Here is a 15,281-nt window from a genome sequence, read left to right on the forward strand (position 1 = left end):
AATTAACATAATTATCTTAAAAAGAGGAGCTCTCTGTATTTAGGCAACGGCCAGAGCTCATCATCTACAACCATCTCAAGTTTATCCACAATCTTTCTGATACTCTCCATGTAAGGTAAAACCGTATTTGAATATATCATTGCCCTTTCAGGATAACTCTCAATTTTATTGGCCTCCTTCCTCGCCTCAACAAGATAATGAAAATCCTCACGCAACTGCTGAATATAACCTGAGATCTTTCTTATAGCCACCAACTGCCTTTCAGACATCACCTTGTACTCTTCAGGACCAAAAAGATCCTTTATCCCCCTTACATTATCGATTAAAGTATTCTGGAATTTAATTGCGGTTGGTATTATATGATTTACGGTAAGATCTCCAATCACCCTTGCCTCAATCTGAAGTTTCTTTATATATATCTCGTTCATCACCTCGTACCTGGCCTCCACCTCTCTCTCTGAGAGCACATCCATATCCTTCATAAGGGCAATACTCCCCTTCTCAAGAAAAGCCTTAAATGCCTCAGGAACATTTGATATACCCCTTAATCCTCTTCTCGCAGCCTCCTCCTGCCACTCCTTGCTATATCCGTTACCCTCAAATCTCACCGGAACAGACTCTGCAATAAACTCTCTTATTGTCTCAAGAATAGCCTCTTCACAAGTAGCTCCGCCATTTATCCTTACTGAGGCCCTCTCTTTAAATACAATAAGCTGCTGAGCCACGGCAGTATTTAAGATATACATTGAAGAGGCAACATTTACAGATGATCCAACTGCACGGAATTCAAACCTGTTGCCGGTAAATGCAAAAGGGGATGTCCTGTTTCTGTCTGTGTTGTCCGGAAGAATCTCAGGGATTTTCCCAACTACATTAAGGCTGCTGCTAATCTCTTCTGCCGAAATATTATCTGAAACCATTTTTTCAATTGAGTCCAGCACAGATGAGAGTGTTCTCCCCACAAAGACCGACATGACTGCAGGCGGAGCCTCATTTCCCCCGAGTCTGTGAGAGTTGTTAAGACTGGCAACACTAGCCATCAGAAGATGGTGGTGTTCATAAACTGCTTTTATAACCGACACAAAAAAGCTTAAAAACTGAAGATTTTTACCCGGTGTCTTTCCTGGGGAGAGAAGGTTAACCCCTTTGTCAGTTACCAGAGACCAGTTGCAGTGTTTGCCGGAACCATTAATTCCTGCAAAGGGTTTTTCATGAAACAGTACTTTAAGCTTATGTTTTTTTGCAATCTTTCTCATCAGAATCATCATCATAAGATTCTGATCAACAGAGAGATTTGCCTCACCGTGATAAGGAGCGAATTCAAACTGATTTGGAGCTACTTCGTTATGTCTGGTTTTAAGGACAACTCCAAGTTTGTAGGCCTCTGTTTCAAAATCCTTCATGAATGACATAACCCTTGATGGAATTGCTCCAAAATAGTGGTCCTCAAGTTGCTGATCCTTCGCTGCAGTATGGCCGATTAGTGTTCTGCCGCACAACATAAGATCCGGCCTTGCCCTGAAGAGGGCCTCATCCACCAGAAAATACTCCTGCTCAATACCCAGAACAGCATTTACCCTGCAGGCCTTCTGATCAAAAAGGTCAAGCAATTCAGATGCAGCCTTGTCAAGAGTCTGTAAAGATTTAAGGTGTGGTGTCTTCTGATCCAGAGACTCACCTGTATATGATACAAATACTGATGGAATACATAAAGTCTGATCAATAATAAAGGCGGGAGATGTTGGGTCCCATGCAGTGTAGCCTCTCGCCTCAAAGGTATTTCTCAAACCACCATTGGGGAAACTGGAGGCATCCGGCTCTTGCTGAACCAGAGCATCACCTCTGAAATTTTCAAACACCCCTCCGTTCTTTGAAGGATCTACAAAAGCCTCATGCTTCTCTGCCGTAGCATCAGTAAGAGGGTGAAACCAATGGGTGTAATGAGTAGCTCCGTTTTCTACAGCCCAGGCCTTCATTCCGGAAGCAATCTGATTAGCCACTTCACGGCCTATTCTTTTTCCTTCTGAAATTGCATCCTGCACAGCATCAAAGGCCTCTGCTGAAAGATACCTCCTCATTTTTTCAATATCGAAGAGGTTTTTACCAAAAAATTCTGAAACCGGTTGTTTCTCAACGAAAAATCGTTCGGGCTTGTGCATAGAAAACTCGTCTAGCGCCCTTTTTCTGAAGCTGCTCATATTATATTGACGGGGTTGGGGGTTATTTGCGGGCAAATGTAACTAAAATTTGAAAACACTCCCCCATTTTTATACATTTGCCACACACAAAAAAATCTCAAGAGATGAAACCTGCTAAAGCTTTTGCAACACTTCTGGTAATGTTCGCCATAACCGGCACCTCCTATGCACAAAAGGGGATAAGAACATACATTGAAAATTTAAAAAAAGACACCCTCTTTTCCAACGCAGTAGTTGGGATAATGGTTATGGACGAAAAAGGGAGAGAGGTAGCCTCCTGGAACCCTGATTACCCACTCCTTACCGCATCAACAATGAAGACAATTTCAACAGGCCTCGCCCTGAAAGTATTAGGGCCTGAATACAGATATAAGACCAGAATAGGTTATACCGGAATAGTAAAAGATGGTGTACTTAAAGGTGATCTCTATATTGTAGGAGGCGGTGACCCCACTCTTGGTTCAAAAGACACTGTTGCCTATCCCATTGATTCAATTTTTGGAGTTTGGGCAGATGCTGTAAAACTTGCAGGAATAAACAGAATTGAAGGGAACATAATAGGAGACGACAGATTCTTTGCAAATGAAATTGTTCCCGGAGGATGGGCAGTAAGCAATTTAGGCCCCTACTACGGAAGCGGAACATCCGGCCTCTCATTTATGGAGAACCTTCAGGAATTTACATTCAAGCCGGGAGAAAAAACAGGTGACCATGCAGAATTTGTATCTGTATGGCCTGTTGTTCCCGGAATGAAAATTATAAATAACATCAAAACAGGAATACAGAGCAGCCGCCCCTCAACCAGCCTCAGGCTTACAGAACTTGACAGAGTTGTGAAATACTCCGGATCTCTGCCTTTAGGCGGAGAGCCTGTAGTTTTAACCGGATCTTGTAAATTTCCGGCACTCGCTTGCGCAGAAGAGTTCAGACTCTTTCTCATGAGAAGGGGAGTAAGAAGCAACCCGCTCGTATATGATTCAGAGAGTTATAAACTTGAAAAAGAGGAGAACATTAATTTTATAGGTGAAACCCTCTCTCCTCCACTCGCATCAATTGCAAATGTTACCAACAGGATAAGCAATAATTTTTACGCAGAGACCCTTTTCAAGACTTTAGGTAAAGTTATCACAGGAAGCGGATCATACGACTCCTCTGCAGTTGCGGTAAGGAGACTTCTCTCCTCAATGGGGCTTCCTGACAGAGGCTTTGTACAGGATGACGGTAGCGGGCTATCAAGGCAAAACTATGTATCTGCAAGATTTTTCTCCAACTATTTCTCCAAATTGAAAGAAAAAAACGATAACTTTGAAGTGTTTTTTAACAGTTTGCCACAACCGGGAGGTCCCGGAACACTGGAAAATGTTATAAAAGACGCTACACCAGAGCAAAAGGCGAGGCTTCACGCAAAGAGCGGGTCGCTTTCAAGTGTAAGATGCTATGCAGGATATGCAGAGAGAAGAGATGGAGGAATGTATTACTTCGCTATTCTCACAAACAATTATCAGGCTAGAACTGCTCAGATGCAGCCAAAAATTGAGGGTTTTTTGAAAGAACTAGTGAAATAACCATATAAAACTAATAATAATGCTTACAATTTCCAATAAAGCTAAGGCTATGCCTGCCTCTCCAATCAGGAAACTTGTTCCCTATTCAGAGGCTGCTAAAAAAAGAGGTATTAAGGTATATCATCTTAATATCGGCCAGCCGGACATAGCTTCACCTAACGAAGCTCTGGATGCGGTAAAAAACAACACGCTTAAACTTGTTGAATATCCTCATTCAGCAGGTGTAATATCTTACAGAGAGGGACTTGCCAAATACTACCAGTCAATAAATATCGATGTAACTCCATCAGAGATCAATATTACAACGGGAGGGAGTGAGGCTCTTCAGATTGCTCTTGCTGTCACTTGTAATCCGGATGATGAAGTTATTGTAATGGAGCCATTCTATACAAACTACAACGCCCTTTCACTTCAGAACGATGTAAAGCTGGTTCCTGTATCTACTTCAATTGAAACAGGTTTTGCACTCCCTGATGTAAGCGAATTTGAAAAATATATAACTCCAAGAACAAAAGGTATCATACTTTGTAATCCCGGCAACCCTACAGGATCTCTCTACACCAAAGAGACCATTATCAAACTTGGTGAAATAGTAAAGAAACATCAGTTATTCCTTTATTCAGATGAGGTTTACAGAGAGTTCTGTTACACAGACGAACCTCACTTCTCTGCAATGCACCTTGAGGGTCTTGAGCAAAATGTAATTTTGCTTGACTCCGTATCAAAGAGATATAGCCTCTGCGGCGTAAGAATCGGCTGCATTGTTTCAAAAAACAAAGAGGTGATGAACGGCGTTCTGAAGTTTGCTCAGGCAAGACTCTGCTCTCCTGCTTACGGACAAATTGCAGCTGAGGGAGCACTTGCCACTCCTCCCGAGTATTTCAAAGCAGTCAGGGACGAATATATGAAAAGGAGAGATGTTCTTATAGAAGCCCTGAACAAGATGGAGGGTGTATTCTGTCCAAAACCTATGGGAGCCTTTTATGCAGTTGCAAAACTTCCTGTTGACGATAGTGATAAATTTGCTCAGTGGCTACTTGAGGAGTTTGAATACAATAAACAAACTGTTATGGTTGCACCTGCTGCCGGTTTCTATGCTACACCAGGCAGAGGAACAAACGAGGTGAGAATTGCATATGTTCTTAAAATTGAAGACCTTAAAGCTGCAATGGAGTGTCTTGAAGTTGCATTAAAACAGTATCCGGGCAGAAAGTTATAGAAAACTCTCTAGCGGATAATTTCCGATATTCTGGCAACAAGCATAAGTGCAAGTAGGATAATCCACTGAATCTTATGCTTGTTGCTTTTATCATAATTAAGAAGATACTCATTAATTACTACAGAAACAGGAATTGAGATAACCGGTGCAATTGAGAGTGAATTTACCGGGAACAGGAAGACTACAATAATAATTGTCAGTAACATAAGTGTAAATCTGGAGATTGCTCTTGCCTTCTCTATCTTGTAGCCTCTCATTTTCTGGAATATGTGCCATATGGCAGATATAAGAACAATACTTATCGCAACATAGAGCACCAGATCAGCAAAACTCTTTATGGTAAACTCCAGCGGAGATATATTTATAAACTCCTCAAAATAGAGCTCTGCAAAGAGGAGTGCATCGTCAAAAAGCAGATGCCTGATTGAAATCACAAATATCAATGGCAAAAAAACTGAAGTAAGCATCATTACCAGTGATCTTGCGTTAACTCCCCTTGAATAAAAAGCCACTGAAACAGCCAATAAAACCAGAAGACCAAGTGTAGGTTCAAAGAGAGCAGCTATTGAAGCAAGGAAACCGGAAATAAAGAAATGTAAATCGCTTTGCTTTGATGATACACTAAAGTAAAGAGACCACAAAACCAGGGGAGCTGCAGCTGCTGCCCCGGAGAATTTTAAGGAGGCCGGGGAAATCATCACAAAGAGCAGATATATTACCGGAAGCAAAAATTTATTTGCACCGGTTGTAAGACGCTTCAGACCAATAGCATATAAAGAGATTGCATTTGCAATCAGAAGCATAGTCGCTATATATCTTGAGAGAGACTCTCCCATTTGAGAGATATCAGCAAAAGAGATAACAGCAGGAATCCACTCCCCACCTGTATAAGGGACTGAAATAAATCCGGCAGATATCCAGGATGCAATCAACAGCACAAGAAGAACAGCCGGGTTAAGTATTACTGAATACCTCTTACCTCTTTTATTCATATCAATCTCTGTATTTCAGCAGATCCTCACCCAAATCCCTTCTGTAATACATCCCTTCAAAAGATATCTTTTTAACATCTCTGTATGCATTCTCAGAGGCCGATCTGATCTCTCCTCCCAATGCCGACACAACCATTACCCTTCCTCCGGAAGTAACAAGAGCTCCGTTTTCAAGAGCAGTACCTGAATGGAAAAGTGTTGATGAAATTCCATCTTCAATTGATATTGCCACCCCTTTTCTGTAATCCTCAGGATAACCACCTGACACTGTAACCACAGCAAGAGAACTCTCCTCAGAAATTTCAATCTTCTCACTGTTAAGTTTCCCCTCACCCATAGCGATAAAGTGTGCAAGCAGATCACTTTTAATTCTAGGTAAGACCGCCTCGGTTTCAGGATCCCCCATCCTTACATTATATTCAATTACATAAGGATCTCCTTTACAGTTCATCAAACCTATAAAAATAAAACCACAATAATTTATCCCCTCTTCAGAGAGACCTTTAAGCGTGGGTTTGACAATCCTCTCCTCCACCTTTTTCATAAATGCATCGTTTGCAAAAGGGACAGGAGATACTGCACCCATTCCACCTGTGTTTGCACCTTTATCCCCCTCGCCCACTCTTTTATAATCCTTGGCAGAGGGGAGCATAAGGTAGTTTTTTCCATCTGTCAGGACAAAAACCGAAAGTTCTATACCTTTCAGAAACTCCTCAATAACCACTCTATCACCCGCCTTACCAAACTTCCCGTTCATCATCTCGCTAAGTTCACGCCTTGCCTCCTCTATTGTCTCCGGAATAACGACACCTTTGCCGGCAGCAAGACCATCGGCTTTGAGAACATAAGGGGGAGAGAGGGTTTCAAGAAAATTAAAAGCATCACCAATTTCCTCCTTGCTGTATGTGTTGTAAGCTGCTGTTGGAACAGACCACCTTTTCATAAACTCCTTTGCAAACTCCTTGCTACCCTCAAGTTGTGCTCCATCCCTGCCGGGACCAACAAAAATTGTTCTCTCCAGCATCCCCTCTTCCTCAAGATAGTCTCTCAGCCCGTCAACCAGGGGATTTTCAGGACCCACAACAACAATATCAATATTTTCATCTTTAATCAGAGATGCAATAGCTTTAAAATCTGATATTTTCAAAGGGACATTTTCAGCCAGTAATGCAGTTCCGGGATTTCCGGGGGCGCAATACAATTTGTCCAGAAGCGGACTTTTAGAAAGGGCATAAACAAAGGCGTGCTCTCTTCCTCCGGAACCTAAAACAAGGACTCTCTTCATATTATATATGGATTGCATTTAAAGGAATATTAGGCAAAAATAATAATAAAAATTAACTTTGCATTTTGTCAGATTATCCCGTAAATGAAACTACCATTAGTATTACTGGCCTCGGTGCTACTGCTCTCCTCTTGCGACGGAGGATTGATTCCGCGCGGAAAAATGACCCGGATAGTTTCTGAGATATATCTGTCTGACAAATACATGAGCAGCAATATGGAGTTATCCGAGGGGGCTGATTCTCTTCTTATTTATGAACCAATATTAAACAAATACGGATATGATACGGAGGATTACCTCAGAACCATATCTTACTATGTAGAGCGCCCCTCAAAACTCAGAACTATATATACCGACGCACAAAATTTGCTTCAGAAGGAGCTGGAAAGAGTAAATAAAAGGCTTTCAGATGTAAGAAGAGTAGATTCACTTAGAATTGTAATCTCTACACAACTCATTGACTTAAAACCGGACGAGGAGAGAGATGCGGGAGTCAGATCCCTGAGATGGATACTCTTCCCTGAAATGGACGAAGCCTGGGAAAGGGCTGCTCCGGACACCTCTGCAGTCAGATACGATTCGCCTGTCTCTTTCCATTGGTGGAAAGAGAATATCAGGCTCAAAACAAAACCATTTTTTTTATATGAGAACGATCGCCGCAAAATACCTGTTGACCTCAAACTTGAATCTGCTCCCGAAAGGGTTCGTAAAGCTGGATGACGACGGCACAATAATAGAGACAGGGGCTCTGGAACAAGAGAGCGACTGCACAGAATTTTATGAAGGAGTTATTATTCCCGGATTTGTTAACTCCCATTGCCATATAGAGCTCTCTCACCTTGAGGGGGTTTTTTCGCAGGAGTCCGGAATGGCAGGATTTATTAAGCAGATCCGAGTTCAGAGAGAGAGTTCCCCAAAAGAGAGAAGAGTAGAGGCAATAAAGGCCCAAATGGATAAAATGCACAAAGAGGGAGTATCTGCTGTTGCCGATATTTCCAATTGTGACGAGAGTTTTGGCGTTAAAGCATCCTCTCCCGTGTATACAAGATCCTTTCTTGAGGTATTTGGCTCAGAGTCCGGAGATGCGACAAATATAATGAAGGGGCTTGAAGAGCTATTAAGCACGGCTCTCTCCTGCGGAATTGATGCCTCTCCATCTCCTCACTCATGCTATACTATGAGCAGGGAGTTATTAAGAAGATCTTCAATAGCAGCATTGGATTCGGGGTATATCTCCTATCACAACCAGGAGAGTTGGGAAGAGGAGGAGCTTATCAGAAGAGGAAAAGGGCCTCTGGCAGATGACTACAAAAGCCGGGGAATGAGTACTCCGGAGATAAATCCGGAGGGGCCGATGAGCTATTTTATTGATGTAATCAGGGGAAAAGGGGAGAATAGAATACCGGGAGAAAAAATTGAGGGGAATGCCCTCTTTGTCCATAATACCTTTACAGACAAAAACAGCATAGAACTTGCAACTAAAACTTTCAGCAACCCTTTCTGGGCTCTCTGTCCTCTCTCAAATATTTTTATCCATAAGGCATTGCCTCCTGTAGAGATGTTGAGACGGGAAAAGGCAGCTATTACACTTGGAACAGACAGCCTGTCAAGCAATAGAGTACTCTCAATGATAGAAGAGATGAAAATTATTCAGAGATATTTTCCCTCTGTTCCCCTGAATGAGATTATTGGATGGGCAACTATTAACGGAGCAAAATTCCTTGGAAAGGAGAGTGAGTTGGGCTCCATTGAAACAGGCAAGAGACCCGGAATAGTACTACTGGAAAATTTGGAAATTGAAAACTTCAGACTGCTGCCTGAGAGCACCAGCAGAAGATTGGCTTAAATAATTACAGAAATGGCTACAATTTTATTTGATCAGATTGTTTTTGGCCCCATTCACAGCAGAAGACTTGGATCTTCGCTGGGTGTTAACCTGCTGCCCAGACATGGTAAGGTGTGTAGTTTTGATTGTCTTTACTGCGAATGCGGATTCAACTCAGATGGTAAAGGGGATAACAGACTCCCCACTTACGAGGAGTTCTGTGAAGCCCTTGAATCTAAACTAACAGAGATAAGGAATCTAAATGAGAGAATTGATACTATAACATTCTCCGGAAATGGTGAGCCCACTGTTCATCCGCAGTTTCCGTCAATAATCAGTGAGGCCCTGAGGCTTAGAAGAAAACTCTTTCCGCTGGCTAAAGTATCAGTTCTTACCAACGGTAGCAGGATTCATATTCCTCAGGTAAAAGAGGCTCTTTTAAGTGTTGACAATGCTATAATTAAGCTTGATTCTGCCTTTGATCAGACAGTTATTGATATTGACAGACCTCAGTACAAATACAGCGTTGCTGAAATGGTCAAAAACCTTGAACCATACAAAGGTAAGTTTGTTTTACAAACAATGTTCCTCAGAGGAGAGCACGAAGGGGTTGTTATAGACAATACTACGCCTCAAGAGGTCTCTGCCTGGCGAAAGCTTGCTATTGAACTGGAGCCGAGAGAGATAATGATTTACACCATTGACAGGGAGACTCCCGCTAAAAATCTCTCAAAAGTTTCAGTTGAAGAGATGGAACAGATAGCAGCCCCACTTAAAAGTCTTGGGTTTAAAATCACCATAAGCGGTTAAACATGAGAGTTGTTATACAAAGAGTTGAGGAGGCATCGGTTGATGCAAATAACAAACTTGCCGGTAGCATCGGAAAGGGGCTGATGATTCTCCTTGGAATTGAGGAGGAGGATACTTTTGAAGATGCAGACTATCTGATAAAAAAGATCCCCTCACTTAGAATTTTTGATGATGCAGATGGTGTTATGAATTTATCACTAAAGGATATTCAGGGTGAAGTCCTGCTCGTAAGTCAATTTACACTCCATGCCTTAACCCGCAAAGGTAACAGACCATCATACATCAGGGCTGCAAGACCGGAAAAAGCTATTCCACTATACGAATATGTTGTAAATAATATCTCCGTTGAGTTGGGAAAAGAGGTAAAAACCGGTATATTTGGAGCAGAGATGAAGGTAAGACTGGTCAATGACGGACCTGTAACAATAATAATAGACACTAAAGAGAATTTAAACAAAAATGGAAGCATTTGAAAAATGGAATAACAGAGATGTACTATCGGCCTGTTTGGGGCTGATAGACCTAACCTCCCTCAATTCAACAGACACAAAAGAGAAAATTGAGAAAATGGTGGATAAGGTGAACTCATTTTCTGATAACTGGAATAAATATTCAAATGTGGCAGCAATTTGTGTTTACCCTAACTTTGCCTCTGCAGTTAAACAGAAGCTCACTGCTAAAGGGGTAAAAATTGCTGTTGTTGGTGGTGTTTTCCCCAGCTCACAAAGTTTTCTCTCTGTAAAGGCAGAGGAGTGCAGAATTGCCGTTGAGCAGGGTGCTGACGAAGTGGATATTGTACTTGCTCTAAGCCATTTTCTTGCCGGAGATATGGAGGAGGCCTCAAAGGAGATCAGAGAGCTTAAAAAGGCTTGCGGGGATGCACATTTAAAAGTTATTCTGGAGACAGGAGCCCTTACTATTGAGCAAATAGAGGTTGCCTCAATGCTTGCAATGGAAGCCGGAGCAGACTTTATTAAAACCTCCACCGGAAAAATGGAGCCTGCAGCAACTCCTCAGGCAGCTGAGGCAATGTGCAGAGCCATTAAAGAGTATCATAAAAAAACAGGAAGAATGGTGGGATTCAAGCCTGCCGGAGGGATAGTTACTCCTGAAGATGCTGTTAAATATTATGCAATCGTAGATTCAATTCTTGGTAAAGAGTGGCTGAATCCGCACTATTTTCGCCTTGGAGCAAGCAGACTGGCAAATAATTTGCTGTCTGAACTTGAAGATAAAACCGTAAACTATTTTTAACATGAAAAGAATAATTATAGCTGCAGCAGCGCTTTTAATTTCAACTGCTGCTTTTTCACAGAACTACAAAACAGCAATCGGTCTCAGAACAGGAACAAGCCTGGGAGCCAGTATTAAGCACTTTATAAGCCAGCCAGGAGCACTTGAAGCTATCTTGGATGTTGATATTGTTAAACAAGATGAGATGAAAATCAAAGCTACAGGACTGTATGAGTACCATTTTGATGTAAATGTTGACGGTCTCTATGTATACGCAGGGGCAGGTGCCTCCGCAGGGGTCCATGTTGCCGGACTGTACAGCAAACAGTTTATGATAGGGATTGATTTTATTGGAGGTGTTGAATACAAATTCAATAATATCCCCCTCGCTCTCTCAGCAGACTGGAATCCAAAAATCCAGCTGATATCAAATTCAGGATTAAAAGTACCAAACCTGGGATTTACAGTAAGATACATTATCAAATAAAACAAATATGAAAAATTACATTGACCGGAACAAAGAGAGATTTCTCTCAGAACTTTTTGAGCTCCTGAGAATACCATCTGTTAGTTCTATGGCCGCTCACAAACCGGATATGGAAAAAGCAGCTGCGAAATATGCAGAATTTCTCCTTGCAGCCGGATGCGAAAGAGCTCAGGTATACCCTACCAAAGGACACCCTGTTGTATTTGCAGAGAAGATAATTGACAAAAAGCTCCCTACTATATTGGTTTATGCTCACTATGATGTTCAGCCCGCAGATCCTGTTAACCTGTGGAAAACCCCTCCTTTTGAGCCGGAGATAAGAGATGGGGCAATCTATGCAAGAGGTGCAAATGATGATAAAGGACAAGGATTTATGCACGTTAAGGCTTTTGAATACCTTGTAAAGACAAATCAACTCAAGTGTAACGTAAAATTCATCATTGATGGGGAAGAGGAGATTGGTTCACCAAGCCTTCCTGAGTGGGCAGAAGCTCATAAAGATATGCTTGCATGTGATGATATTCTTGTATCTGACACAACTATGATTGATGAAAAGATTCCTTCAATAAATGTAGGCATGAGAGGGCTTGCCTACATGGAGGTTGAGGTTACCGGTCCTAACAAAGATCTTCATTCAGGTCACTACGGCGGCGCAATAGCAAATCCTATTAACGTACTTGCCGGAATGATAGATAAGCTTATTGACGACAAGGGCCGAATTACAATCAAAGGATTTTACGATGATGTTGTTGAACTCACTAAAGAGGAGCGCGAGATGCTTGCAAGAGCACCATTTGATGAGAAGGAGTACATGGAGTTCCTGGATATTGATGCCGTTACCGGAGAGGCCGGATACTCAACAATGGAGCGCACAGGAATCCGCCCATGCCTTGATGTAAATGGAATCTGGGGAGGATACACCGGCGAAGGTGCCAAGACAGTGCTTCCATCAAAAGCATTTGCAAAGATTTCCATGAGAATTGTCCCTAACCAGGACAATAAAAAGATTGCAAAACTCTTTGAAGAGCACTTTATGACTCTGGCTCCAAAAGGTGTTAAGGTTAAGGTTACACCTCACCATGGTGGTCAGGGCTTCCTCTGCCCTATATCTTCAAATGTATACAAATCTGCCCACAGAGCTATTCACGAAGTTTACGGCATTGAGCCGGTTCCTAATCGTGGTGGCGGAAGTATACCTGTTCTTGCAGACCTTCAGCAGATTCTGAATGCTAACCCACTACTAATGGGATTCGGCCTTGAGAGAGATGTAATCCACTCGCCAAACGAGAGCTATCTGCTGAGCCAGTTCTACAAGGGAATTGAGTCAATAGGTTTGTTTTATAAGTACTATACTGAATAGATCCTCATAGTATATTACATAAGCAAAGAGGCTGACCAAAAGTATTGGTTAGCCTTTTTTTTGCTCCATCCAGGCTACCTTCTGTTCTGAAGTATGGTCTTTACCAATAATTTCAGAATAGAGTTCCGGTCGCCTTGCTTTAGTATATCGATAACCACCTGCAAGAGTAAGCTTATCAGATGTCAACTCAGCGGTGACCATTGTATCACCAAGTTCACGGCACTCTGCAATAACCTCTCCGTATGGGTCCAGTATCATTGAACAACCATTTTTTAACTGGTCGTCATCCATTCCTATGGGATTAGAAAAAACTGCATAGATGGCGTTGTCATGCGCCCTTGAGGGGAGCCATCGCATCAGCCACTCCCTACCTTTGGGACCGTCAAACTCTCTCCTGAGAATTTCGGCATTCCCCACCCTATCCGTCCAAAGGGTTGCATCTACAAACCCCGATCCGGGCCTTGATGAAGGGGTACACATAGTCACGTGAGGCATAAAAATCAGATCGGCACCAAGCAGTTTGGTAGCACGCACATTCTCCACCACATTATTATCATAACAGATAAGAATCCCGCACTTCCATCCTCGCAGTTTGAAAATTGTAAAGGAGTTTCCAGGTTTGATAGCAGGATTAATAAAGGGATGCAGCTTTCTGTGGTTTGCAACCACCTCTCCTCCATCTACACACACATAAGCCTTATAAATATCGTTCACCTCATCACGTTCAAACAGACCTGCCAGCACAGCTATCCCGTACTTTGCAGAAATTTCTTTAAGCCGATTAACAGAAGGGCCGTCAGGAATTGGCTTCGAGATTTCGTACATCTCCGAGTGAGAAAGGTTTCTGGCAAAAGTATAGCCTGTCACAGAACATTCGTGAAAAGCTACTGCATCGGCCCCTTCAGCTGCCGCTTTTGCAGCAAATTTTTCAATAACTCCCAGGTTATACTCTTTATCGCCGGAGCGATTTTCAAACTGGACTGTGGATATTTTTACACTCTTCATAGTTGATCAAAAATAGTGAATATTCTAACTCCTTCTGCAAACTGCCTCTGCATATACGCCTCCCCGTAAACGGGGTCCCCTCCCTCCTCGGGCGCGAGGTATCTGCAGAGGCAGTTTGCAGAAGGAGTACAAAGCTTATATTTAGATGAATGTTAACAACATCCAGGAGGTGTAAGTATTATTGTCATTAAGAACTACATTTGAAAATAATTTTCACTATATTCGTTAGCTAGGTATAGAAACAATTAATTTTCATAAAATGAGAATATCAGTATTATTACTCCTCGGATTTTTCGTTATTCAATCTTGCAATATGAGAGAATCGAAATTTCCTATTGAGGAGAGAGTAACTCAGGAGCTGATGCCATTGGAGGGCTCTGTAGATCCTTTTATGATTGAGGTTAAGCAACCTTTTTTAGTTTTATTGAACTCTAAGAAGGAGGATAGCATCTTTCACTTTTACAATCTTTCTGAAAGAAAACTTGTAAACATCTTTGGTGTTAAGGGAGAAGAATTGAAAGAGAGTTCAACCCCATGGAAATACAAAATTGGTGAGTTCATTCTCCCGATACTCCATAATGTACAGAGTGGAGATATATTGATTAGTGATGATATAAGAAGAGTAATTTACAGATTTGGGATTAACAAAGATGGTGTTTTCAATTTGAAAGAGAGAAGAAATTACAGCGATTCGGTAGACAATATGTTTCCGGCGGCTTTCATAAACGACACATTATATGCACTTGATGCAGAATATCAGGCTCCCAGTTTGTGGCTTATGTCTATAAACAAAAAAGGTCCAATAATGGTTAAACAATATAGGAATCCTGATATATTTGACCAATATGCAGATCCCGATATGGGAAGAGTATATGCGAATGAGAGTCGTATTGCTCTGTGTTATGGCTGGAAAAAGAAGATTGACTTTCTGGATACTAACTTTAAACTCATAAGAAGCATTAATTATAAGTTTGATGATGCTGTTGATATAACAACGGAAAATGAAGATGATGTAAAAGCCACCTATGTTTATGGCTATTTTGGTAAGAGATATTTTTACACAGTATTTTTTGGAAAATCCTGGAAAGAGCACAGGAAGACATTTAGCGGAACGACACTGGAGGTTTACGATTTGGATGGCAATCCTGTTGCAAAATATATATTTGATGGAATAAGCCCATCCCGCTTTGTTGTTGATGAGAGTACATTCACTCTGTATGGAACAATTGACAGATACTCTGAGCTAAAGAATTTTCTAGTTGTGTACAAACTCAAGGGACTATCCTAGGTGGATAATTGAAT

The 15,281-nt window shown here is 41.7% G+C and carries 14 protein-coding genes; 10 read left to right on the forward strand and 4 right to left on the reverse strand.

The window, feature by feature from the left end:
* Nucleotides 1-11 precede the first annotated feature (11 nt).
* Entirely contained in the window at nt 12-2,198 is a 2,187-nt protein-coding gene (locus U5907_02990) for a glutamine synthetase III (GenBank protein WRQ33620.1), read from the reverse strand.
* 104 nt (nt 2,199-2,302) lie between these two features.
* Here U5907_02990 and dacB point away from each other — a divergent pair, with 104 nt between their 5' ends.
* Nucleotides 2,303-3,763 carry a D-alanyl-D-alanine carboxypeptidase/D-alanyl-D-alanine-endopeptidase gene (gene dacB / locus U5907_02995; GenBank protein ID WRQ33621.1) on the forward strand — a complete coding sequence of 487 codons (1,461 nt, stop codon included), beginning with the start codon at nt 2,303-2,305 and terminating at the stop codon, nt 3,761-3,763.
* A 19-nt stretch (nt 3,764-3,782) separates the two neighbouring features.
* Nucleotides 3,783-4,982: a pyridoxal phosphate-dependent aminotransferase gene (locus U5907_03000; protein WRQ33622.1), complete on the forward strand. Its 1,200-nt coding sequence runs from the start codon at nt 3,783-3,785 to the stop codon at nt 4,980-4,982.
* An 8-nt stretch (nt 4,983-4,990) separates the two neighbouring features.
* Here the strand turns inward: U5907_03000 and U5907_03005 are convergent, their stop codons facing one another.
* Nucleotides 4,991-5,974 carry a DUF6427 family protein gene (locus U5907_03005; protein WRQ33623.1) on the reverse strand — a complete coding sequence of 328 codons (984 nt, stop codon included), beginning with the start codon at nt 5,972-5,974 and terminating at the stop codon, nt 4,991-4,993.
* Between the two features lies 1 nt (nt 5,975).
* Nucleotides 5,976-7,259 carry a phosphoribosylamine--glycine ligase gene (gene purD / locus U5907_03010; GenBank protein ID WRQ33624.1) on the reverse strand — a complete coding sequence of 428 codons (1,284 nt, stop codon included), beginning with the start codon at nt 7,257-7,259 and terminating at the stop codon, nt 5,976-5,978.
* An 84-nt stretch (nt 7,260-7,343) separates the two neighbouring features.
* Between purD and U5907_03015 the strand changes: the two genes are divergently transcribed.
* From U5907_03015 to U5907_03045, 7 genes are read left to right on the forward strand one after another with little or no spacing between them, the layout of a single operon-like run.
* A complete protein-coding gene (locus U5907_03015) occupies nt 7,344-7,979 on the forward strand; it encodes a DUF4296 domain-containing protein (protein ID WRQ33625.1) in 636 nt (211 codons plus the stop codon).
* Nucleotides 7,903-9,105 carry an amidohydrolase family protein gene (locus tag U5907_03020; GenBank protein WRQ33626.1) on the forward strand — a complete coding sequence of 401 codons (1,203 nt, stop codon included), beginning with the start codon at nt 7,903-7,905 and terminating at the stop codon, nt 9,103-9,105. Before U5907_03015 ends, U5907_03020 begins: the two co-directional genes overlap by 77 nt.
* Before the next feature lie 12 nt (nt 9,106-9,117).
* Nucleotides 9,118-9,894: a radical SAM protein gene (locus tag U5907_03025; protein WRQ33627.1), complete on the forward strand. Its 777-nt coding sequence runs from the start codon at nt 9,118-9,120 to the stop codon at nt 9,892-9,894.
* A 2-nt stretch (nt 9,895-9,896) separates the two neighbouring features.
* Nucleotides 9,897-10,367 carry a D-aminoacyl-tRNA deacylase gene (dtd, locus tag U5907_03030; protein WRQ33628.1) on the forward strand — a complete coding sequence of 157 codons (471 nt, stop codon included), beginning with the start codon at nt 9,897-9,899 and terminating at the stop codon, nt 10,365-10,367.
* Entirely contained in the window at nt 10,354-11,148 is a 795-nt protein-coding gene (gene deoC, locus U5907_03035; protein ID WRQ33629.1) for a deoxyribose-phosphate aldolase, read from the forward strand. Before dtd ends, deoC begins: the two co-directional genes overlap by 14 nt.
* A 1-nt stretch (nt 11,149) precedes the next feature.
* Nucleotides 11,150-11,614, forward strand: coding sequence for a hypothetical protein (locus U5907_03040; GenBank protein WRQ33630.1), 465 nt, complete (start codon nt 11,150-11,152; stop codon nt 11,612-11,614).
* A 7-nt stretch (nt 11,615-11,621) separates the two neighbouring features.
* The gene (locus tag U5907_03045) at nt 11,622-12,974 is read left to right on the forward strand and encodes a dipeptidase (protein ID WRQ33631.1); all 1,353 of its coding nucleotides are present in this window, start codon (nt 11,622-11,624) and stop codon (nt 12,972-12,974) included.
* A gap of 48 nt (nt 12,975-13,022) precedes the next feature.
* Here the strand turns inward: U5907_03045 and U5907_03050 are convergent, their stop codons facing one another.
* The gene (locus U5907_03050) at nt 13,023-13,979 is read right to left on the reverse strand and encodes a nitrilase family protein (GenBank protein ID WRQ33632.1); all 957 of its coding nucleotides are present in this window, start codon (nt 13,977-13,979) and stop codon (nt 13,023-13,025) included.
* Nucleotides 13,980-14,292: 313 nt separating this feature from the next.
* Here U5907_03050 and U5907_03055 point away from each other — a divergent pair, with 313 nt between their 5' ends.
* Nucleotides 14,293-15,267 carry a BF3164 family lipoprotein gene (locus U5907_03055; GenBank protein ID WRQ33633.1) on the forward strand — a complete coding sequence of 325 codons (975 nt, stop codon included), beginning with the start codon at nt 14,293-14,295 and terminating at the stop codon, nt 15,265-15,267.
* Nucleotides 15,268-15,281: the final 14 nt, after the last annotated feature.

The sequence above is a fragment of the Bacteroidales bacterium MB20-C3-3 genome (genome assembly GCA_035609245.1).
Classification (GTDB): domain Bacteria; phylum Bacteroidota; class Bacteroidia; order Bacteroidales; family UBA932; genus Bact-08.